General features: G+C 56.3%; 23 protein-coding genes. 16 read left to right on the forward strand and 7 right to left on the reverse strand.

The features are described 5' to 3' along the window. Positions 1 to 10 precede the first annotated feature (10 nt). The 4 genes from MJ923_RS16315 to MJ923_RS16330 all read right to left on the reverse strand — a co-directional run bounded on the left by MJ923_RS16315 (position 11) and on the right by MJ923_RS16330 (position 2,690). Positions 11 to 1,330, reverse strand: coding sequence for a TolC family protein (locus tag MJ923_RS16315; RefSeq protein WP_240591989.1), 1,320 nt, complete (start codon positions 1,328 to 1,330; stop codon positions 11 to 13). A 267-nt stretch (positions 1,331 to 1,597) separates the two neighbouring features. Next, a complete protein-coding gene (locus MJ923_RS16320) occupies positions 1,598 to 2,023 on the reverse strand; it encodes a hypothetical protein (protein WP_240591990.1) in 426 nt (141 codons plus the stop codon). Between the two features lie 91 nt (positions 2,024 to 2,114). Next, a complete protein-coding gene (locus MJ923_RS16325; RefSeq protein WP_240591991.1) occupies positions 2,115 to 2,291 on the reverse strand; it encodes a DUF3012 domain-containing protein in 177 nt (58 codons plus the stop codon). Between the two features lie 27 nt (positions 2,292 to 2,318). Then, the gene (locus MJ923_RS16330) at positions 2,319 to 2,690 is read right to left on the reverse strand and encodes a SpoIIAA family protein (RefSeq protein WP_126168365.1); all 372 of its coding nucleotides are present in this window, start codon (positions 2,688 to 2,690) and stop codon (positions 2,319 to 2,321) included. A gap of 90 nt (positions 2,691 to 2,780) precedes the next feature. Between MJ923_RS16330 and arfB the strand changes: the two genes are divergently transcribed. The 4 genes from arfB (at position 2,781) to MJ923_RS16350 (ending at position 5,618) form a co-directional block, all read left to right on the forward strand. After that, complete coding sequence (gene arfB, locus MJ923_RS16335; RefSeq protein WP_126168366.1) at positions 2,781 to 3,194, forward strand: alternative ribosome rescue aminoacyl-tRNA hydrolase ArfB; 414 nt, start codon at positions 2,781 to 2,783, stop codon at positions 3,192 to 3,194. 204 nt (positions 3,195 to 3,398) lie between these two features. After that, positions 3,399 to 3,857, forward strand: coding sequence for a type II 3-dehydroquinate dehydratase (gene aroQ, locus MJ923_RS16340; protein ID WP_240591992.1), 459 nt, complete (start codon positions 3,399 to 3,401; stop codon positions 3,855 to 3,857). A gap of 5 nt (positions 3,858 to 3,862) precedes the next feature. Next, the gene (gene accB, locus MJ923_RS16345; RefSeq protein ID WP_240592063.1) at positions 3,863 to 4,291 is read left to right on the forward strand and encodes an acetyl-CoA carboxylase biotin carboxyl carrier protein; all 429 of its coding nucleotides are present in this window, start codon (positions 3,863 to 3,865) and stop codon (positions 4,289 to 4,291) included. Further along, positions 4,281 to 5,618 (forward strand): acetyl-CoA carboxylase biotin carboxylase subunit, encoded by a 1,338-nt coding sequence (locus MJ923_RS16350; protein WP_240591993.1) that lies wholly within the window; start codon positions 4,281 to 4,283, stop codon positions 5,616 to 5,618. The genes accB and MJ923_RS16350 overlap by 11 nt, the downstream gene beginning before the upstream one ends. Before the next feature lie 65 nt (positions 5,619 to 5,683). Here the strand turns inward: MJ923_RS16350 and MJ923_RS16355 are convergent, their stop codons facing one another. From MJ923_RS16355 to MJ923_RS16365, 3 genes are all read right to left on the reverse strand, one after another. After that, the gene (locus MJ923_RS16355; protein WP_240591994.1) at positions 5,684 to 6,739 is read right to left on the reverse strand and encodes an MJ1255/VC2487 family glycosyltransferase; all 1,056 of its coding nucleotides are present in this window, start codon (positions 6,737 to 6,739) and stop codon (positions 5,684 to 5,686) included. A gap of 19 nt (positions 6,740 to 6,758) precedes the next feature. Further along, positions 6,759 to 7,271 (reverse strand): phosphatase PAP2 family protein, encoded by a 513-nt coding sequence (locus MJ923_RS16360; protein WP_240591995.1) that lies wholly within the window; start codon positions 7,269 to 7,271, stop codon positions 6,759 to 6,761. A gap of 102 nt (positions 7,272 to 7,373) precedes the next feature. After that, positions 7,374 to 7,622 (reverse strand): YgjV family protein, encoded by a 249-nt coding sequence (locus MJ923_RS16365; protein WP_126168371.1) that lies wholly within the window; start codon positions 7,620 to 7,622, stop codon positions 7,374 to 7,376. A gap of 339 nt (positions 7,623 to 7,961) precedes the next feature. On the opposite strand from MJ923_RS16365, the gene rraA reads away from it, so the two are divergent. The 12 genes from rraA (at position 7,962) to hemB (ending at position 18,660) form a co-directional block, all read left to right on the forward strand. Next, positions 7,962 to 8,447, forward strand: coding sequence for a ribonuclease E activity regulator RraA (rraA, locus tag MJ923_RS16370; protein ID WP_126168372.1), 486 nt, complete (start codon positions 7,962 to 7,964; stop codon positions 8,445 to 8,447). Positions 8,448 to 8,596: 149 nt separating this feature from the next. Then, entirely contained in the window at positions 8,597 to 9,634 is a 1,038-nt protein-coding gene (locus tag MJ923_RS16375) for a formimidoylglutamase (protein WP_240591996.1), read from the forward strand. Positions 9,635 to 9,887: 253 nt separating this feature from the next. Further along, the gene (ubiE, locus tag MJ923_RS16380; protein WP_240591997.1) at positions 9,888 to 10,643 is read left to right on the forward strand and encodes a bifunctional demethylmenaquinone methyltransferase/2-methoxy-6-polyprenyl-1,4-benzoquinol methylase UbiE; all 756 of its coding nucleotides are present in this window, start codon (positions 9,888 to 9,890) and stop codon (positions 10,641 to 10,643) included. After that, positions 10,643 to 11,260 (forward strand): ubiquinone biosynthesis accessory factor UbiJ, encoded by a 618-nt coding sequence (locus tag MJ923_RS16385; protein ID WP_240591998.1) that lies wholly within the window; start codon positions 10,643 to 10,645, stop codon positions 11,258 to 11,260. Before ubiE ends, MJ923_RS16385 begins: the two co-directional genes overlap by 1 nt. Beyond that, positions 11,257 to 12,906, forward strand: a complete 1,650-nt coding sequence (gene ubiB, locus MJ923_RS16390) for a ubiquinone biosynthesis regulatory protein kinase UbiB (protein ID WP_240591999.1) — start codon at positions 11,257 to 11,259, stop codon at positions 12,904 to 12,906. The genes MJ923_RS16385 and ubiB overlap by 4 nt, the downstream gene beginning before the upstream one ends. Before the next feature lie 61 nt (positions 12,907 to 12,967). Beyond that, the gene (tatA, locus tag MJ923_RS16395) at positions 12,968 to 13,210 is read left to right on the forward strand and encodes a Sec-independent protein translocase subunit TatA (RefSeq protein WP_126168377.1); all 243 of its coding nucleotides are present in this window, start codon (positions 12,968 to 12,970) and stop codon (positions 13,208 to 13,210) included. Between the two features lie 6 nt (positions 13,211 to 13,216). Continuing rightward, complete coding sequence (gene tatB, locus MJ923_RS16400; RefSeq protein ID WP_126168378.1) at positions 13,217 to 13,600, forward strand: Sec-independent protein translocase protein TatB; 384 nt, start codon at positions 13,217 to 13,219, stop codon at positions 13,598 to 13,600. 3 nt (positions 13,601 to 13,603) lie between these two features. Then, the gene (gene tatC, locus MJ923_RS16405; RefSeq protein ID WP_240592000.1) at positions 13,604 to 14,356 is read left to right on the forward strand and encodes a twin-arginine translocase subunit TatC; all 753 of its coding nucleotides are present in this window, start codon (positions 13,604 to 13,606) and stop codon (positions 14,354 to 14,356) included. 95 nt (positions 14,357 to 14,451) lie between these two features. Continuing rightward, positions 14,452 to 14,958, forward strand: coding sequence for a hypothetical protein (locus MJ923_RS16410; protein ID WP_240592001.1), 507 nt, complete (start codon positions 14,452 to 14,454; stop codon positions 14,956 to 14,958). 3 nt (positions 14,959 to 14,961) lie between these two features. After that, positions 14,962 to 15,765 carry a TatD family hydrolase gene (locus MJ923_RS16415; protein WP_240592002.1) on the forward strand — a complete coding sequence of 268 codons (804 nt, stop codon included), beginning with the start codon at positions 14,962 to 14,964 and terminating at the stop codon, positions 15,763 to 15,765. After that, the gene (locus tag MJ923_RS16420) at positions 15,758 to 17,632 is read left to right on the forward strand and encodes a sensor domain-containing diguanylate cyclase (RefSeq protein WP_240592003.1); all 1,875 of its coding nucleotides are present in this window, start codon (positions 15,758 to 15,760) and stop codon (positions 17,630 to 17,632) included. Before MJ923_RS16415 ends, MJ923_RS16420 begins: the two co-directional genes overlap by 8 nt. A 14-nt stretch (positions 17,633 to 17,646) precedes the next feature. Continuing rightward, on the forward strand, positions 17,647 to 18,660 hold the full coding sequence (gene hemB, locus MJ923_RS16425) for a porphobilinogen synthase (protein WP_126168383.1): 1,014 nt from the start codon (positions 17,647 to 17,649) through the stop codon (positions 18,658 to 18,660). The last annotated feature ends 4 nt before the right edge of the window (positions 18,661 to 18,664 follow it).

The raw sequence follows: 18,664 nt of genomic DNA on the forward strand, positions 1-18,664 counted from the left end.
AAAAGTGGTTTCATTGCCGCGCCTCCGCTGGGGTGTGTTCGGCGCCCGCAACCGGGGCTTGGTTCACGCTCGACGCAGGCACCAGGGTCGCCAACTGGCCGCTTTGCCCCATCCAGTCGAGCCAGTTCTGATACAGACGCGCCTCAAGCTCGGTACCGGCAATAAAGCTTTGGGTCAGTTGACGTTTACCCTGCAAAAAATCTGAGGTGCTGATATCACCTGCACGCCACTGACTGGCAAGGGACGAGCCCAGGGTCGAGGCCGAGCCACGCACCCTTTGCTTCCAGGCCTGCCAACTGGCCTGCAATTTGGGCTGGGCATACTGATACTGGCGCCAGGCCTGAGTCAGTGCCCGCTCACTCGCCAGGTACTGCTGCTCGGCGCCAATACCGGCTTCAGTGGCAGCGGCAATGGCATCGCTGTAGTTGTTGCGCACCTTAAGGGGAATGCTGACATTGAGCCCGAGCTTGTTGTCAGAGCCTTCTTTTTCGGCGCCCAGGGTCAGGGTGGGATCGGCGCTGGTATCGGCCCTGACCTTGTCGGCGCCGAGCCTTGCCAGTTGCACGTCCTGATAAGCGAGCCTGAGTGCTGGCAACTGTTGCAGCGCCGATTGCGCCAGCTCAGTGTTACCCGCAGATGCCATCAGTGAGGCCATGGAAATCTCAGGCAACGTCAGGGTTTCGAAGATTTGCAGCAGCCGGGTATCGGCATCGATGGCGGCCTGCTCGGCCATGGCAAGGTCGGCCTCAAGGGAAGCCAAATCCAGCTCAATCAGCGACAACTCACCGGCACTGATAAGGCCGCCACGCTTAAGTTCGGCAGCGAGTTCCAGCTGCGCCCGGGCAAATTCGCGCTGCTCTGTTTGAAACCCGAGTACGGCGGCGGTTTGCTTCCTCGCCACCATGGCGCTTAACGCCTCGGCCCACAGCCGACTGCGCTCCAGTGCAAGCTCAGCCTCGGCGCGGCGCAGCTGCGCCAGTGCCTCATTTTGTGCCGCCTGCTGCTTATCGCCCCAATCGAGTGTTTGGCTGACCGAAAGGCTGTAGCTGTCGGTATCGGCATTTTGGTATCCAAGCCCCAGCTCGGGGTTGTAAACCGCGTTGCCGGCGGCTTTGAGATTCAGCTCGGCCACCCGTACCTTGGCGCGGGCGGCGCTGAGGGCTGGCAGCGCTTCTATAGTTTGAGCAAGGCGTTGAATGTCTGCGCCATCGGCTGCGGCTTGTTGGCTGTTGCCCACGGCGGCCATATTGGCCGCTGACGTATCGCCAGCCACGGCCTGGCTGCTGCCAAGCACGGCCAACAAGGCGGCCGCAAGTAAAGTCTGTTTCATGCAGAGTCCTGAACATTAAGGGACAAAGTCGGTTAACGCGCCCGGGGGCGGTTATGGCTTGAGGAAAGAAGCGGCTTTGGGGCAACGACAACACAGGCAGCGGGCGCAATTCCGGTCTGATGCAGCGGAATTTGGCCACAAGGCAGCGTGTAAAATGTCAGTCAGCGACTGTGGTTTGGGATCCAGTCAGGGCTGCGGCGCGCAGCAACCTGAGCCACATGGCCCGGCACAGCAAACAAGTCGTGTTCTTTCCTGGGAATGTCAGGCTTAAGCGATGGGGGGGCGGTAGTCGGGGCGGCCCACTACCGAGAGGTAGTCAGACTCATGACCCTGCACCTGGTTGGTAAGGGGGTGATAATCGAGATTAGCCAAGCCTGCGACCAGGCTTGGATGACCGCCATGGCAATGGCAATCAAGACAAAGATCCAGCTGTTTCAGCTCGGTTTTTTCAACCTTGTCGTGTTGATGAGTGTCGCTGGCCACGATTTCCGGTGGACAGGTGCATTCAATACACTCACCTATTGTAGTCACCTCGGCCATAAAGGTCAGGTGGCTGTGATTACGCTCTTCCTCATCGGCACTGCCAGTGTGCAACTGGTGCGCGCCCAGGTTGGCACCTGCAAATTGCAGTACCACCACGGCCAGCAGCATCAGGCTCAGTCTGTGCAGTGTGTTAAGGGAAAAACGAATCAATTCAATCCTCGGCTGATTGCTGCGCCCAACAGGGGCGCTTTGCAAAGTAAGACCGGGGATGCTTGGTTAAGTTCCCCGGCCTGACAAACTCTTACTTGAACACGCAGTGTTTGGCGTAATCGGCAGCCTCATTGGCGCTCCAGTCGCCTTTGGGCTTTTCTTCCATCTTCTTACACCAGGCTTCGCTGCCCACTTCAGGGGCACAGGCGGCCAGACCGGCAACCAGAGTCAGGGCGGCGGCCACTTTGGCCAGAGTCAATTTTGTCATATTAGCGCTTCCTTGTATGAAATAAGATTAAGCCTTTACCGCCGAGCGTTTCACAATCCACTCGATGGCTTTGGCCTTGTCCTGCAGTGGGAACCAGGCCACTTCGCCCCGAACAAAGGGACCAAGTAAACGGATGGCATTACCCACCCAATCCGGTCCACCCACAAACACCAGGGCATCGAATGGAGGTAACTGTACCTCACCGGCTCCGGACAGGGAAGCTTGCTCCCAGCCTTCCAGCAGCACGTCGGCCTCGATATACAGGCAGACCTGCCCCCAATCCTCTCGGTAGCGCTTGATGGCCGGCTGCAATCGGGTGCGATAATCCTGGGCCGTGATGCGGCCACTGGCAAAAAGACTGATCACACCCTTAGCAATCTCGGGGATCTGGCATAACATAGAGGGTCTCCCTGGGACAGGCTCGGCGAACTGCCGAGGCTGCCGATGATAACAAATTCTTTATTCAGGCAATAAGCCAAAAATCTGGCCATGATCACAATCTCACAGCGAGTTCAGCTTCAGGAACAGGAAATCGAGTGGCAATTTATCCGCTCAAGCGGCGCCGGCGGCCAGAATGTCAATAAGGTGTCGACCTGCGCGCAGCTGATTTTCGACATCCACGCATCGTCACTGCCGGAGTTCTACAAAGAAAAACTGCTGGCCAAGAGCGACCATCGCATCACCCAAAGCGGCAAAATCATCATTAAGTGTCAGGAAAGCCGCAGCCAGGAGGCTAATCGGGAAACAGCGCTGGCGCAGTTTATCGAGCTGGTTCGCTCGGTCAATGTGGTGCAGAAAAAACGCATTCCTACCAAAGCCACCCGCGCCAGCCAAAGGCGGCGGGTGGATGCCAAAAAGCAGCGCGGCGCCACCAAGTCGATGCGTGGCAAGGTAAGCCATTAACCGGGCGGATACCAGCGCCCTTTGAGGTCTTTTTCGTATCAGTCCACGAAACGTATTTAGCTGAACTAAACCAAACAGCGGCAAGGCATGCAGATTTGCGCCGCAAACAACTTCAATTTAATTGCATTGAAAATGCGGCCAACTTTGGCGATATTGAGGCTAACTTGAGTTTAACGTGTCGCTAACTGACAAAAAGGAATCTCCATGTCTGCCTCTCAAACTGCCCCCAAGGTATTGCTGATTAACGGCCCCAACCTCAATTTGCTGGGCACCCGTGAGCCGGGTGTGTACGGCAGCCAAACCCTGGCGCAAATCGTGGCCGACCTGGAGCGCAAGGCCGCCGAGCTGGGTGTGCAGCTTGAGCATATTCAGTCCAATGCCGAGCATGTGCTGATTGATGCCATTCATCAAACCGATGCCAAGTTTGTGATTATCAACCCCGCCGCCTTTACCCACACCAGCGTGGCGCTGCGGGATGCCTTGCTCGGCGTTGCCCTGCCCTTTATTGAGGTGCACCTGTCCAATGTGCATGCCCGTGAGCCGTTCCGCCATCACTCTTATTTTTCTGATAAAGCCGTAGGGGTGATCCTGGGTCTGGGTCCCAAGGGTTATACACTGGCATTGGAGGCCGCCGCCGAGCGGTTGCTGCAGGAGGCTAACTGATGGCAATGGATCTGCGTAAAATCAAAAAGTTGATTGAGCTTGTGCAGGAGTCAGGCATTAACGAGCTGGAAGTACGTGAAGGGGAAGAGTCGGTGCGGATTATCCGTCACGGCAACCTGCCGGCGCAGCCCGTGGACACCACTCAGGCTGCGGCGGCCATTGCCGTATCGCCTGCTGCCAGCAGTCATCAGGGCCACAGAGTCCTCTCGCCCATGGTCGGCACCTTCTATCGCGCCCCCAGCCCCGAGGCTCGCCCCTTTGTGGAAGTGGGCACCGAAGTGGCCGTGGGCGATACCCTGGCCGTGATAGAGGCCATGAAGATGATGAATCAGATTGCTGCCGACAAGGCTGGTGTGGTCAAAGCCATTTTGGTGGACAACGCCACCCCGGTGGAGTTTGACCAGCCACTGTTTGTGATAGGCGATGCGGACTGAGCCGCCATTCACCAGGGTGCTGATTGCCAACCGCGGTGAAATCGCGGTGCGGATTATCCGTGCCTGCCATCAGCTGGGGCTGGCCACAGTTGCCGTGTACTCCAGCGCCGACAGGGGCGCTTTGCATACCCGGCTCGCCACCAGCGCCATTTGTATCGGCCCGTCGCCAGCCAAAGACAGCTACCTGAATATCAATGCCTTGTTGACGGCAGCCCGCATCTCGGGCGCCGATGCCGTGCATCCGGGTTATGGTTTTTTGTCGGAGCGAGCCGACTTTGCCCGGGCGGTCATGGCCGAAGGACTGGTGTTCTTGGGCCCTGATGCCGACACCATCGCCACCATGGGCGATAAAGTCAGCGCCATCAACACCATGAAGGCGGTGGGCATTCCCACCCTGCCGGGTTCGGATGGCGCCCTCAGTGATGACATGGAGTGCATCGAAGCCCTCGCAGAAACCATTGGCTACCCGGTGCTTATCAAAGCCAGTGCCGGCGGCGGCGGGCGCGGCATGCGCAGGGTCGACTCTGCCAGAGCACTCAAAGACGCCATTGACCTGACCCGCAGCGAGGCCAAAGCGGCCTTCGGCGATGACACCCTGTATCTGGAGAAATTCCTCACCCACCCAAGGCACATCGAATTTCAAATCATCGCCAATGGAGAAGACGCCCTGTGTCTTGGCGAGCGCGACTGCTCAGCCCAGCGCCGTCATCAAAAGTTGATTGAAGAAGCACCAGCCCCAGGTATCGACCGAGACCTTATCGAATCCATGATGCGCCACTGCGAACAGGCCTGTCGCAGCCTCAAATATCGTGGCGTGGGTACCTTTGAGTTTTTGTATCAGGACGGCGAGTTTTTCTTTATCGAAATGAACACCCGCATTCAGGTGGAGCATACGGTCACCGAGATGGTCACCGGCATCGATTTGATTGCCGCCCAGTTGCAACTGGCACAGGGCGCACCCTTGCCTGCGCCGCCGCAGGTTCGCGGCCATGCGATAGAGTGCCGTATCAACGCCGAAGATCCCCGCACCCAACTGCCAAGCCCGGGTAAGGTCAATGGGTTAATGCTGCCCGGCGGCCCCGGTGTGCGCTGGGATTCGGCACTGTTTGCTGGCGCTGCCGTGACACCCCACTATGACTCCATGGTGGGTAAGCTGATTTGTCATGGCGACAGCCGTGAGCAGGCCATAGCCAGAATGCATCAGGCTCTGACCGAGCTTCAGATTGACGGTATCCACACCAATCAGGCATTGCAGCAGAAAATACTTGCCAGCGACGACTTCAGTCCCTGGCAGCAGGATATCCACTTCGCAGCCAGGCTTATTTAACTGGCGCACCTCTTGGCCTGGCACCGGTCAGCTCTTGTTTTAAATGGCTTAAGCGGCTTTAAAGGCTAGCGCCAGGTATCCGGCAGCTTTACCTGCTCCCATAATTCGCGGCTGAGGCGCCGAGATGAGTCGCCCTTACTATCCTGCCAGTCGCCCCGGCCAAGCCAATCCACCAGGGCATCGCCCACGGCTGGGTAGCGCACCGGCTCGGGGCTTGAACGCTTAAGCCAGCTTTTGAGGGTATCCGGGCTTAACTGCATCATGCTGTCGGCAGCGCCGAGCAGTTGCAGCGCCGCCACGTTGGAGAGCTGCTCAAACTGCCCCAGCAAGGGCTTTACCAGCAGCTTCTTGCCCAGAGTCAGGGCTTCACTGGCAAGCTCAAATCCTGCGTTGGCCACCACACCTCCGGCTTCGGCCAAATGGCGGCGAAAGCCCTGCCGACAAAAGCCATGCCACTGAATATGCACAGGAATGTCACAGCCAGGCGATTGCGAGTGATACACCAAAAAGCGATAGTTTTCGAAGGGTTTCAGTAAGTTGACAATGGCCTCAGGCGCCTCAAAGGGCAGATACACCAGAATATCGTGACCGTGCTCTTCACTGACTTCATCCACCTCCACAAAGGGCGGCAGCAGTGGAAAGCCAAAGTGATGCCAGTGGCAACCCAGGGCCATATCCACCGGAGCGAAGTAATCCAGCAGCTTTTCGTTAAACCAGGTGTTGCCCACTTTGGGCACATCAAAACGGAGCGCCGCCTGATGGCTGATGCCGATACAGGGCACCTTTTGCCGCCGTGCTGCCCAGGCGCTCACCGGCTCAAAGTCGTTGAGCACCAGGTCATAAGCCGATAGATCCAGCGCGCGAATATCCTGCCACCAACGGCAATTAAGGTTTTCACGCACTGTATCGAGCGAGCTGATTTTCCCGGCCTGACTGACGAAAGTCAGCCCCTTGGCCACCCTGAAGTCGCCAAAGGCTTCCATATCAAAAAACTGCGATTTGGGTCTGCCGCTGAACAGATAATCTACCTGCACATCCCTGCGCTCCAATGCTTTGGCCATCACCCGGGCACGACTCAAATGGCCATTACCCGTGCCCTGCACACCGTACAGAATTTTCATAGATTCAATGACATCCTTATCAATAGAAGCTGTTGGCCCATGCAACCGACACTGTGCCCAGAGCCGCACCGGCGGCAATATCCATGGGATAATGCACACCCAGCGCCACCCGCGAGAGCCCAATCAGACAGGCCCAGCCATAGGCTGCAAACAGCGCCGTGGGGTAAACATCGGCAATCGCGGTTGCCATCACAAAGGCCGCCGCCGTGTGCCCCGAGGGCAGACTGAATTTATCGGAAGGCTCAAAACTGCATTCAAACCCCAATGCCGCGTGGCACGGACGGGTTCGACGGATGCTGTTTTTCAGCAACAAATAAAGGGGAATTTCCAGAGCAAAGGCCAATAATGCCAGCCTGAACAATTGGTTACCCTGAGAATCAAACAGCAGTAAGCCGATACTCAGGTATAAGTAGAGGGGACCATCGCCGGTGGCAGACACCAGCAAAGAGCTGCGCTGTAATCCATGTCGGGAAGCACCGCCGTGGATCAGCTGAAAACCGCGCCTGTCGAGCTCGGTCAGATGTGTGAGCATTCGGCCTCCAGAGAGTGCGCCAGGATAAGCCGAATACTAGAGAGCTTGCGTGACGGGGCGGTGACACCCGCCCGACACTTTTATGACATCGCCGGGGCGAAATCAGGCAGTTACTGCGCCCTGGGTTTTGGCACGGTAGATTTTGATCAGGTGATAGACGTTGATACAGGCAACGAAAGCATTCATGCCCGCCACAGGCCAGGCCGTGATGGCAACACCGTAGGCAACAAACAGGCTGCAGCCGATAAAGTTCAACCATCTCAGCCAAATAATATCTTTCATCATCAGTGAGATAGCGACCATTACCGAAGCCATGTAGCCAACGATTTCAGTCATGTTCAAAGCTTCCATAAGGCACCTCGAAATAAGGCCCTCTGCCTTCCCTGAGCTTAATGGGGGGTCCGTGCCCCTAAAGCGATTTGTTAATTGAAACTGGATTGAGACTGGGGACAATGCTAACAAAAGTGCCCACAGCGTTGTAATAAAAAACCGTCATATGATGACAGAAGTCAAAAAAATGCGCCATAAAGATTAGGCATGATGAAATTAAACTACATTTGGCATGATATATGGGGGTGAGCCAATACCGTGATTGATAACACTTTTCTTTTCAAGATTCCCTTATATACTGGCCTAAGTTCAGTGTAGAGCTGCCTAACAGCCTGATTTGAGGCGAAACAGGAGATGACTATGGAATACAACACCTCAGAATTATGTGACATGTTTCTGGACGTCGTGGATGTGGTTGAGCCCATGTTCAGTAATTACGGTGGTGTTAGCTCATTCGGTGGAGCCATCAGCACAGTCAAATGTTTCGAAGACAACGGCCTTATCGCCGACGTATTGGCTGAAGAAGGTGAAGGACGGGTATTGCTGGTCGACGGTGGCGGCTCGCTGCGCCGGGCACTGGTAGATGCCACTATTGCCGAGATTGGCGTAAACAATGGCTGGGAAGGCATTATCGTGTACGGCAGCGTGCGCGACGTTGATGCCCTCGAAGAGCTGGATATTGGTATTCAGGCCATAGCCTCCATTCCGGTCGGTGCCGACAACAATGGCACCGGTGAAGTGGATGTGCCGGTGAACTTTGGCGGCGTGTCCTTCCTGCCGGGCGACCATGTGTATGCCGACAGCACCGGGGTTATCCTGTCACCGGACCCACTGGACATCGAATAGGCCCCAGAGCCTGTTTCGCATCATAAAAGCCGGCCTAGCGCCGGCTTTTTTCATGGCGAATTTAGCCCGCCAGCGTTGCCTTTTCGGCATCCTTTGCCACAATATCGCCAACGCGCATTATCGCCACAACAACATCAGACCTCGAACCTATGCAGCACCTAATTCCCTTTACGCCACAAGACATGAGCGGCATTCTCGGGCAGCGTCCCGGCGAAACCCGCCTTGGCAATCACTTCCTTCTGCCCGAAGGCCATGACCTTGGCGCTTGCCTCGCCAACGCCAAGTCGCTCGGTGCCCGCTTTGTATTGCTTGGCGCCGGGGAAGATGCTGGCCCCCGTGCCAACCTCGGCCGTGGCGGCGCCACCAATGCCTTCGAGGCCTGCCTTAAGTGGCTGATAAACCTGCAATCGAACCGCTTCTATCGCGGCAATGACTGCCTGCTGCTGGGTCAACTCGATTTTGGCGACCTCTTGCCCGGCGAAGATGCCGAGCTGGACGCGCTGCGCCAAGCGGTGTCCCTGATGGATGAGCGGGTGATTGATGTAGTCAGCGCCATTATGGCCGCCGGGCTTGAGCCCATAGTGATTGGTGGCGGCCACAACAATGCCTTTGGCCTGTTGATGTCGGTGAAAAACGCCTTCGGCCGCCCTGCGGCTGCGGTAAACCTGGATCCCCATTCAGATTTTCGCCTGCGTGAAGGCCGCCACAGCGGCAATGGTTTCAGCTACGCCGCCGCCAGCGGTGCACTCGATTTTTACCATGTGCTTGGCCTGCACGAGCTGAAAAACAGCGAGGCCAACCTGGAGCAGCTTGAAGCCTTTGGCGGCAGCTGGCACAGCCTGCAGCAAATCTGGGTAAGGGGCGAGCTGAGTTTGGACGAAGCGCTCAAATCCATCAGCAAAAACCTTAGAACCACAGGCCTGCCGGTGGCGCTCGAGCTGGACCTGGATGCCATCGCCAATATGCCCTCCAGCGCCATGACTGCGGCTGGCGTGCCGCTGCTGGATGCCGCCCGCTACATCAGCCACATCGCCAGACACTGTGACTGCGCCTATCTGCATCTGGCAGAAGCCGCCCCCTCCTGCCACGAATCCGGTGAAAACGCCGGTCTTCGGGAAGTGGGCCAGAGCCTGACTGAGCTGGTGTACGCCTACCTGCGCGGCCGTCAACTGGCTGTTGGCGCCTGAGCCACATCCGCCCGCGGGGCAATTCAGACGGGCGAATGAGCCTGACTCAGTCGAGCTTCATTAAATTCGCATATTGTGGTCTAATGCGCAGTCATTGCGCCTGTGGCAAAACCCTACCGGGCTCACAAGCTTGACATGCTTTGGGCAGCGGGATAGGTACTGGATCACAAAGCTGATTGCTTAAGGATTCAGCAAGGGGCCGGATAGGCATACACTGGCAGTTAACAGTTTGGGAAACAATAGGAAAGAACAGATGTCCGAGGGCGCCTCAAAGAGTACCCACTTTGGTTTCAAGACCGTAGATTCCGACAAGAAGGCCGATCTGGTTGCTGGCGTATTCCACTCAGTGGCCGCCAAGTACGACATCATGAACGATGTGATGTCCTTCGGTATCCATCGCCTGTGGAAGCGATTCACCATTGAAACTGCCGGTGCCCGTCCGGGGATGAAGGTGTTGGATCTGGCCGGTGGTACCGGCGATCTGACTGCCAAGTTCTCCCGTCTGGTGGGTGAGCGTGGTCAGGTAGTACTGGCCGATATCAACGACTCCATGCTGAAAGTGGGTCGCTCCAAGCTGCGGGATCTGGGGGTGGTGGGCAACGTGAGCTACGTTCAGGCCAATGCCGAAGCGCTGCCGTTCCCCGATAACCATTTCGATATCATCACCATCGCCTTCGGCCTGCGTAACGTGACCGACAAAGACGCCGCCCTGCGCTCCATGCAGCGTGTGCTCAAGCCCGGCGGCAAACTGCTGGTGCTGGAGTTCTCCAAGCCGCAGCACGACGTGATGCGTAAACTGTACGACCTCTACAGCTTTAAAATTCTGCCCAAAATGGGGGAATTTATTGCCCAGGATGCCGGCAGTTACGAATACCTGGCCGAGTCCATCCGCATGCACCCTGATCAGGATACCCTCAAGGGCATGATGCAAAACGCTGGTCTCGAGCAAGTGGATTACATCAACATGACCGATGGCGTAGTGGCACTGCACCGGGGTTATAAGTTCTGATGCTGCCACGGGAGCTGTCACTCTTTGTCTGCGGCGCCGTAGAACTGGGCTTTGAGAAACTGCTCGCCCAAACCGGCGCCAGCCCAAGGCATTATGGCCTGCATGGCAAACGCCTCGCCATTGAATTGACCGAGCTCCCCTTCCCGCTGTTTCTTATCTTCGATGACAGCGTGACCGTGTTTAGCCGTTATGAAGCCGAAACCGATGTCAGGGTAAAGGCATCAGTTTCAGCGCTCTATGCCCTCAGCCAGGGCGAAAGCCTCAGCATGCTTATCAAGGCCGATCGGCTCGATATCGATGGCGACCTCAATGTGCTGCAGGGCTTCAGCCGCCTTATCAAAGAGCAGCAGTTCGACATCGGCGAGCCGCTGTCACGCTATATTGGTGACGGCCCGGCGCACAAGCTGCAATCCGGCGGCCGCTGGCTTGGCAGCGAACTGAAGCGCATTGGCGACAAGACCTTAAGCCACCTCGCGCAGCTTTCCACTGAGGAGTACCGGCTCGCCCCTCACCGCATTGAGTTTATTCATCTCAAGGACAACATTGACTCGCTGGTGCAGGACACTGACACTATCGAGAAAAGAATCAATCAATTAAGGGACCGTCTCACACCATGACCCTCGCCAGTCTTCGCCGTGGATATCAGGTCATTCGCACCCTGCTCCACTATGGCCTGGATGATGTACTGCCTCCTTCCCTGACTCCCTGGTATTTCAAACTGGCGCGCAAGAGCCTGTTTTGGGTGCGTAATCGTCACAAAGACAAATGTGGCGGCGAGCGACTGAAACTGGCGATGCAGGAACTGGGGCCTGTCTACATTAAATTTGGGCAGATGCTCTCTACCCGCCGCGACCTGCTCGATGATCAATGGGCCGAGCAACTGGCCATGTTGCAGGACAGGGTGCCGCCATTTGACTCAGCGCTGGCCCGCGCAGCCATCGAAGAAGAGCTGGGCTGCGCCATCGACACCCTGTTTGATGACTTCGACGACACGCCGCTGGCCTCGGCGTCGATTTCCCAGGTGCATACCGCCACCCTTAAATCCAATGGCGAGCCTGTGGTGCTCAAGGTGCTACGCCCCAATGTGGAAGCCAAAATCCATGCCGACCTGGAGCTGATGCTGCAGGTGGCGGGCTGGATGGAGCGTTTGCTTGGCAGCGGTAACCGCCTGCGGCCGCTGGAAGTGGTGGAAGACTACCAAAATACCATCCTCGGCGAGCTGAACCTCAAACTCGAAGCCCTGAATGCCACCAAGCTGCGAAACAACTTCCTCGACTCGGACGCGCTCTACATTCCTTATGTTTATGAAGAGCTTTGCCATCGCCGACTGATGGTGATGGAGCGTATCGATGGCATCCCGATTGCCGATGTTGAGGCACTCAATGCTCAGGGCACCAACCTGAAGCTGCTGGCCGAGCGTGGTGTGGAGCTGTTTTTCACCCAGGTGTTTCGCGATAACTTCTTCCATGCCGATATGCATCCGGGCAACATTTTTGTCAGCCGCGAGCACCCGGAGAATCCGTTCTATATCGGCCTGGACTGCGGCATCATGGGCAGTCTTACCGAAGAAGATAAGCGCTATCTGGCAGAGAACTTCCTCGCCTTTTTCAACCGCGACTACCACCGCATTGCCCAGCTGTATGTGGAGTCGGGTTGGGTGTCTTCCAACACCGACATTCTGGCCTTCGAGCAGGCCGTGAAGATGGTGTGCGAGCCCATGTTCAATAAGCCGCTGCATGAAATCTCCTTCGGCCATGTGCTGCTGGAGCTGTTCCGCACCGCCAGACGTTTCGATATCGTGGTGCAGCCGCAGTTGGTGCTGCTTGAGAAAACTCTGCTGTATATCGAGGGACTCGGCAGACAGCTTTACCCTCAGCTGGATTTGTGGCAGACCGCCAAGCCCTTCCTCGAGCGCTGGATGGCCGAGCAGGTTGGCCCCAAGGCAATGTTCAAAAAAGTGCAAACCAATTTGCCATTCTGGTCTGATAAACTCCCCGAGTTTCCGGAGCTTATTTATGACAATCTGAAGCTTGGCCGCAAATTGCTGGGTACCCAGCAACAGATGCTCGACCGCTATCTGAAGTATCAACAAAAGGCGCACAAGAGTAATTTTCTGCTTATCAGCTCTGCCGTTTTGTTGATCTGTGGCACTATTTTGTTTGCCCAAACCGCTACACTGTGGCTCTCGTACGCCTGTCTCGGCGCCGGTGCCCTGGTTTGGCTAGCCGGATGGAGATCCAGGCCAAAGAATCGTAAATTTTAGCTAGCACTAAATAATCACAGGTTCATAATAGAACCACTAAATTTCTAAAGAGGAATCCTTCATGGGTGGTATCAGTATTTGGCAATTGCTCATCATCGCACTTATCGTGATCCTGCTGTTCGGCACCAAAAAACTGCGTTCACTGGGCGGCGATCTCGGCGGTGCCATCAAGGGCTTCAAGAACGCCATGTCCGATGAGGAAAAAAAGGCCCTCGAAAGCAAAGAAGCTCAAGAAACTCCTGCCCAAACCTCACAGCAGGCAACTGAAAAGAAGCCTGAGGCCGAAAAGAAAGAACAGGCGTAATCCTCTATGTTTGACGGTATCGGCTTTATGGAGCTTCTGCTCATCGCCATCATAGGTTTGGTGGTGCTTGGGCCGGAGAGATTACCTGTGGCGGTGCGTACCGTGTCTGGTTGGATCCGTGCCATGAAGCGGATGGCCAACTCGGTCAAGGACGAACTGGAGCAGGAACTGAAGATCGAGCAGTTGCATGCCGATCTGAAAAAGGCCGAAAGCAAGGGGCTTTCCAACCTCTCGCCTGAGCTGCAAGAGTCCATCGACCAGCTCAAACAGGCGGCACAAGAGGTCAACCGCCCCTATCAGGTTACCGAGCCAGAGCCAGCCAAGCCCGCAGTAAGCGAAGCTGAGCCGGCAAAAGCCGCGGAAACCGAGTCGCCTAAAGCCAACGGATAATTCATGTCGTCACATCAACAACCTCTGATCAGCCATCTGCTTGAGCTGCGCACCATACTGCTCAAGTGTATTGCCGGTGTCATGCTGGTGTTTATCGGATTGGTTTACTGGGCCAACGATATTTACCACTACATGGCCATCCCCTTGATGCAGGCGCTGCCCGAAAGCTCAAGCATGATTGCCACCGATGTGGCCGCGCCCTTCTTCGCGCCCTTCAAGCTGACGCTGGTACTGTCGTTCTTTATCGCAGTGCCCTATGTGCTGTTTCAGGTATGGTCGTTTGTGGCGCCGGGGCTGTATAAGCATGAAAAGCGTCTGGTGGTACCGCTGCTGATCAGCAGTACCCTGCTGTTTTACCTCGGTATTGCCTTTGCCTACTTTGTAGTGTTTCCGGTAGTGTTTGGCTTCTTTACCAGCGTTGCGCCGGAAGGGGTGACAGTTGCCACGGATATCAGCAGTTACCTGAACTTTATTCTCAAGCTGTTCTTTGCTTTTGGTTTGTCGTTTGAAATCCCCATTGCCGTAGTGCTGCTGTGCTGGGCCGGGGTGACCAGTGTTGAGGACCTCAAGCAAAAGCGGCCGTATATCGTAGTCTCGGCCTTTATTATTGGCATGTTGCTGACGCCACCGGATGTGATTTCACAAACCATGCTGGCCATTCCCATGCTGCTGCTGTTTGAAGGCGGATTGCTTGCGGCGCGCTTTTACAGTAAAAAGGGCGAAGACGAACAAGAAGAGCAATCGCAAACCGAATAACTCCCGGTTAAGCCATTGCCATTTATCGGCCTGTCCCGTCTGGGTCGGGCCGATTCTGTATTCATAGCCAAAGTAGAAATACAAGGAACTCTATTATGCGCAGCTTATGGTTTCTGGCCCTTGGCCTGACCACCCTTCCCGCAATGGCCTCTGTCGAACAGCAACTGGCCCACTGTGCCACTATCAGCGACAAACTGGACCGACTGATTTGTTACGATAAACTCGCCGAAACCGCTGCCCGTGCGCCTGTGGCCGATGCCGCGCCTGTGCTGGTTCCTGCCGCCGCAGTAGCCGCTGCGCCTGCCACACCCGCGGCCCCTGTCTCCAAGCCCGCTCCAACCATGGAAGACAGCTTCGGCAAGACCAAAAAGTCTGAGGAAGAGCCAGACAGAATCGATTTGGAAATTGCTTCGGTGGACAAAGACCAGTACGGCAACCTCAAAATCAGCTTTACCAACGGTCAGGTGTGGAAACAAACCGACAGCCGCCGTTATAAGCTCTCCTCCGGTGAGAAGGTATTTATTGAGAAGGGCGCCTTGAGTTCGTTTTATCTCGGCAGCGACAGCCGCAACTCTACCATTCGGGTCAAGCGCATCAACTAAGCCATGCCCAAGTATCTGGACATTGCCGTCAACCTGATTGGCAGTGCACTCGAGTCCAACCTGGATGAGGTTATTTCAGGGGCAGATGCCGCAGGCGTCTCGCCTCTGATTGTCATTGGCAGTAGTCTTGATGAGAGCGAGGCGGCCATTGAGGTTTGCAACGCACATCCAGGGAAACTCTATACCACCGCCGGGGTTCACCCGCATCATGCCTCAGAATGGCATGAAGGCAGCGCCGCCATTCAGGCGAGCCTTTGCCAGGCTCCCTCGGTGGTTGCTGTGGGCGAGTGTGGTCTCGATTACAATCGCGACTTTTCACCGCGCCCGAAACAGCGCGAAGCCTTTGCCGCCCAGCTGGCTTTGGCGGCTAAGCTTGGCAAGCCGGTGTTGATGCATGAGCGTGACGCCCACGACGACTTTATTGCCATCGTCCGCGAGCACAGAGCGCATTTGACTGGCGCCCTGCTGCACTGTTTTACCGGCACCCGGGCACAGATGGAAAGCTACATTGAGCTTGGTCTGCACCTTGGCATTACCGGCTGGGTGTGCGACGAGCGCCGGGGCCAGGAGCTTGCCGAGCTGGTGAAGTACATTCCCGGCGAGCGGCTGCTGATTGAAACCGACAGCCCCTATCTGCTGCCACGGTCGATGCGACCCAAGCCCAAGTCGGGCAAGAATCTGCCCCGCTATTTGCCTTATATAGCCGCCGAGATTGCCCGTCTGCGGGGTGAAGATGAACAGGTCTTTATCGAGCGTACCTACCAAAACAGCCTCAGATTTTTCCAGCTGGAGTCGGCCCATGGTTAGGCTGATCCTGCTGTTTTGCATAAGCGTTTTTGTAAGCCCCATGGCCTTGGCGGCCAAGTCACTTATTCTCACAGAAAGCACTGCCGATGAGCTCGATCTGGCCCCCTGGACCTCCCAGTTTCAGGCCAGCGACTCCCTGGATTTTCGCGCCTTACCGCCATTTGCTGACCCGCGCTGGCGGCCGGTTGAACAAGGCGGCAAACGTGGCGTTGGTGCGCGGGCGCTGTGGCTCAGATTCGACATCGACGTGCGTGGCAACGCCGAAAACCGTATTTTGAGCATCAACAACCCACTGCTGGACAATGTGCACCTATACCATCTGGTGAATGGCAACCTGATGAGTGAACTGCACCTGGGGGACAGCCTGCCATTTGAAAGCCGGCCACTGCGTTCAACCCAATATCTGTATCCGTTTCAACTCAAACCCTGGCAGCAACACAGCTTTTTCCTGCGCATCGACACCGAGGGCAGCGCTCATGTGCCCATGAGTCTGGTCAGCCCGGGGCGCTTAAGCCAACTGTCGGAAAGTCGCAGCCTGGCCCATGGATTTCAGTTGGGGATCCTTACCGCCATCGGCCTGTTCAGCCTGTTTGTGGCCCTGGCGTCGGGTTCCTTCAGCTACAGCTATTACTCGGCCTATGTACTGAGCATGACACTGCTGGTCGCCACCATTCAGGGGGTCGCCTTTCGTTATCTGTGGCCCAACTGGCCAGCCATGCAAGCCTGGGTGATCCCCTTCCTGTTGCCGCTGGTGATGTGTTTTGCGCTGATGTTCGCCGAAAAGGTGCTGCAGCTGAAATACCACAATATCCGTATGCTGCGGATTTGCCGTTTCAGCGCTGCGTTCAGCCTGTTTTTGGCGCTCTTGTCGCCCTTTGTCAGCTACAGTCTGGCGATTTACTGCGACATAGTGGCCCTGCTGGGGATTTCCCTGGTGCTGCTCACCTTTGCACTGATCCAGGCCTTCAAGGGCCAAAAGCTGGCCCGATTGTATTTCCTTGGCTGGATAGTGCTCCTTGCCGGTGCCGCTATAAGCAGCCTGATTTACCTTGGCGTTATCAAAACCCGACTCGACCCTTTGAGCCCAGCCATGCTGGGGGTGACCTTCGAGATTGTGTTTATGGCGGCGGTATTGGCGATTCGCTACAGCGATGAGCGCAAATCCAAGCTGCGTATTCAGCACGAAGCGCTGGAGCAGGCACAAAGGATCCGCGAAGCCCGTGAAGATGCGCTCAAAATGGAGGCTGAAACCAATGAACGGCTGGAAGACATGGTGCAGGAACGCACTCTGGAGCTGGAAATTGCCCTGCGCGAGCTGAATGAGGTGAATCAAAAACTCACCGAGCAGACCACCATCGATAGCCTGACCGGGGTGAAGAACCGCGCTGCCTTCGATAAACGGCTGCAGGCCGAGGGCCGTATCAGCCGTCGCCAGCAAACCCCGATGGCGGTGCTGATGCTGGATATCGACCACTTTAAACGCATCAACGATCAGTACGGCCATCTGGCCGGCGATCAGACCTTGCGGGTAATTGCTGACAGCATGAGTTCACATCTCAAGCGTCCAACGGATCTCGTGTCACGTTTTGGCGGTGAGGAGTTTGCTATCATCCTGCCATCCACAGATAACGAGGGTGCCCTGGCTGTAGCCGAAAACATCCGCCGCGGCATAGAAGAACTCGCCATTCACTGGGAGAGTCAGAACATCCCGCTGACCCTGAGTATCGGGGTCAGCTGCAACATCATCGAGAGCGAAGATCATCCTCTGGAACTGCTGGAACAGGCAGACAGGGCGCTCTATCAGGCCAAACATCAGGGCCGTAACCGGGTGTGTCTGTTCGACAGCACCCCCGACTCCCAATCTTAGTCGAGGAGACGATAGTGAACATCATCACCAGTGCCTTCCCACAGCGCAGAATGCGCCGCATGCGCAAACACGATTTCAGCCGTCGCCTGATGGCGGAAAACACCCTGACGGTCAACGACCTGATTTATCCGATGTTTGTATTGGAAGGGAACCATCGCACCGAGCAGGTTGCCTCCATGCCCGGTATTGAGCGTTACAGCATCGATTTGCTGCTCAAGGAAGCCGAAGAACTGGTCGAACTGGGCGTGCCGCTGGTGGCACTTTTCCCGGTAACACCGCTGGAGAAAAAGTCCCTGCTGGCCGAAGAAGCCTACAACCCGGATGGTCTGGCCCAACGTGCCGTGCGCGCACTCAAGCGTGAATTCCCGCAGCTGGGGGTGATGACCGACGTGGCACTGGATCCCTTCACCACCCACGGTCAGGATGGCATCATCGATGACACCGGCTATATCGTCAACGACATCACTACCGAGATCCTGGTAAAGCAGGCGCTGTCCCATGCCCAGGCGGGTGCCGACATAGTGGCGCCTTCGGACATGATGGACGGCCGCATCGGCGCCATCCGTGAAGCGCTGGAAGCCGCAGGTCATGTGAACACCCAAATCATGGCGTACTCGGCCAAGTATTCCTCCAGCTACTACGGTCCTTTCCGCGATGCAGTCGGCTCTGCCGGTAACCTCAAGGGCGGTAACAAGCACAGCTATCAGATGGATCCTGCCAATACCGACGAAGCGCTGCACGAAGTGGCGCTGGATATTCAGGAAGGCGCCGACATGGTAATGGTCAAGCCTGGCATGCCTTATCTGGATGTGGTACGCCGCGTGAAGAGCGAACTTGCAGTGCCCACCTTTGCCTATCAGGTGAGTGGCGAGTACGCCATGCACATGGCCGCCATTCAAAACGGCTGGCTGGCAGAAAAAGCCATAGTAATGGAATCTTTGTTGTGCTTTAAGCGCGCTGGTGCCGATGGCATTTTGACCTACTTTGCCAAGCGCGCTGCCCAGTGGCTGAAGGACGATGCCAGGTAGTCGC

This window comes from Shewanella zhuhaiensis, from assembly GCF_022484835.1.
In the GTDB taxonomy this organism is placed as follows: domain Bacteria; phylum Pseudomonadota; class Gammaproteobacteria; order Enterobacterales; family Shewanellaceae; genus Shewanella; species Shewanella khirikhana.

Coding starts and splice junctions, on each gene's coding strand:
- MJ923_RS16375 (WP_240591996.1), top strand. CDS start 8,597: ATGCAGCACCTAATTCCCTTTACGCCACAAGACATGAGCGGCATTCTC.
- MJ923_RS16355 (WP_240591994.1), bottom strand. CDS start 6,739: ATGAAAATTCTGTACGGTGTGCAGGGCACGGGTAATGGCCATTTGAGT.
- ubiB (WP_240591999.1), top strand. CDS start 11,257: ATGACCCTCGCCAGTCTTCGCCGTGGATATCAGGTCATTCGCACCCTG.
- MJ923_RS16385 (WP_240591998.1), top strand. CDS start 10,643: ATGCTGCCACGGGAGCTGTCACTCTTTGTCTGCGGCGCCGTAGAACTG.
- MJ923_RS16325 (WP_240591991.1), bottom strand. CDS start 2,291: ATGACAAAATTGACTCTGGCCAAAGTGGCCGCCGCCCTGACTCTGGTT.
- tatA (WP_126168377.1), top strand. CDS start 12,968: ATGGGTGGTATCAGTATTTGGCAATTGCTCATCATCGCACTTATCGTG.
- ubiE (WP_240591997.1), top strand. CDS start 9,888: ATGTCCGAGGGCGCCTCAAAGAGTACCCACTTTGGTTTCAAGACCGTA.
- arfB (WP_126168366.1), top strand. CDS start 2,781: ATGATCACAATCTCACAGCGAGTTCAGCTTCAGGAACAGGAAATCGAG.
- MJ923_RS16350 (WP_240591993.1), top strand. CDS start 4,281: ATGCGGACTGAGCCGCCATTCACCAGGGTGCTGATTGCCAACCGCGGT.
- MJ923_RS16415 (WP_240592002.1), top strand. CDS start 14,962: ATGCCCAAGTATCTGGACATTGCCGTCAACCTGATTGGCAGTGCACTC.
- aroQ (WP_240591992.1), top strand. CDS start 3,399: ATGTCTGCCTCTCAAACTGCCCCCAAGGTATTGCTGATTAACGGCCCC.
- accB (WP_240592063.1), top strand. CDS start 3,863: ATGGATCTGCGTAAAATCAAAAAGTTGATTGAGCTTGTGCAGGAGTCA.
- MJ923_RS16315 (WP_240591989.1), bottom strand. CDS start 1,330: ATGAAACAGACTTTACTTGCGGCCGCCTTGTTGGCCGTGCTTGGCAGC.
- MJ923_RS16410 (WP_240592001.1), top strand. CDS start 14,452: ATGCGCAGCTTATGGTTTCTGGCCCTTGGCCTGACCACCCTTCCCGCA.
- MJ923_RS16330 (WP_126168365.1), bottom strand. CDS start 2,690: ATGTTATGCCAGATCCCCGAGATTGCTAAGGGTGTGATCAGTCTTTTT.
- MJ923_RS16360 (WP_240591995.1), bottom strand. CDS start 7,271: ATGCTCACACATCTGACCGAGCTCGACAGGCGCGGTTTTCAGCTGATC.
- MJ923_RS16365 (WP_126168371.1), bottom strand. CDS start 7,622: ATGGAAGCTTTGAACATGACTGAAATCGTTGGCTACATGGCTTCGGTA.
- tatC (WP_240592000.1), top strand. CDS start 13,604: ATGTCGTCACATCAACAACCTCTGATCAGCCATCTGCTTGAGCTGCGC.
- tatB (WP_126168378.1), top strand. CDS start 13,217: ATGTTTGACGGTATCGGCTTTATGGAGCTTCTGCTCATCGCCATCATA.
- MJ923_RS16420 (WP_240592003.1), top strand. CDS start 15,758: ATGGTTAGGCTGATCCTGCTGTTTTGCATAAGCGTTTTTGTAAGCCCC.
- rraA (WP_126168372.1), top strand. CDS start 7,962: ATGGAATACAACACCTCAGAATTATGTGACATGTTTCTGGACGTCGTG.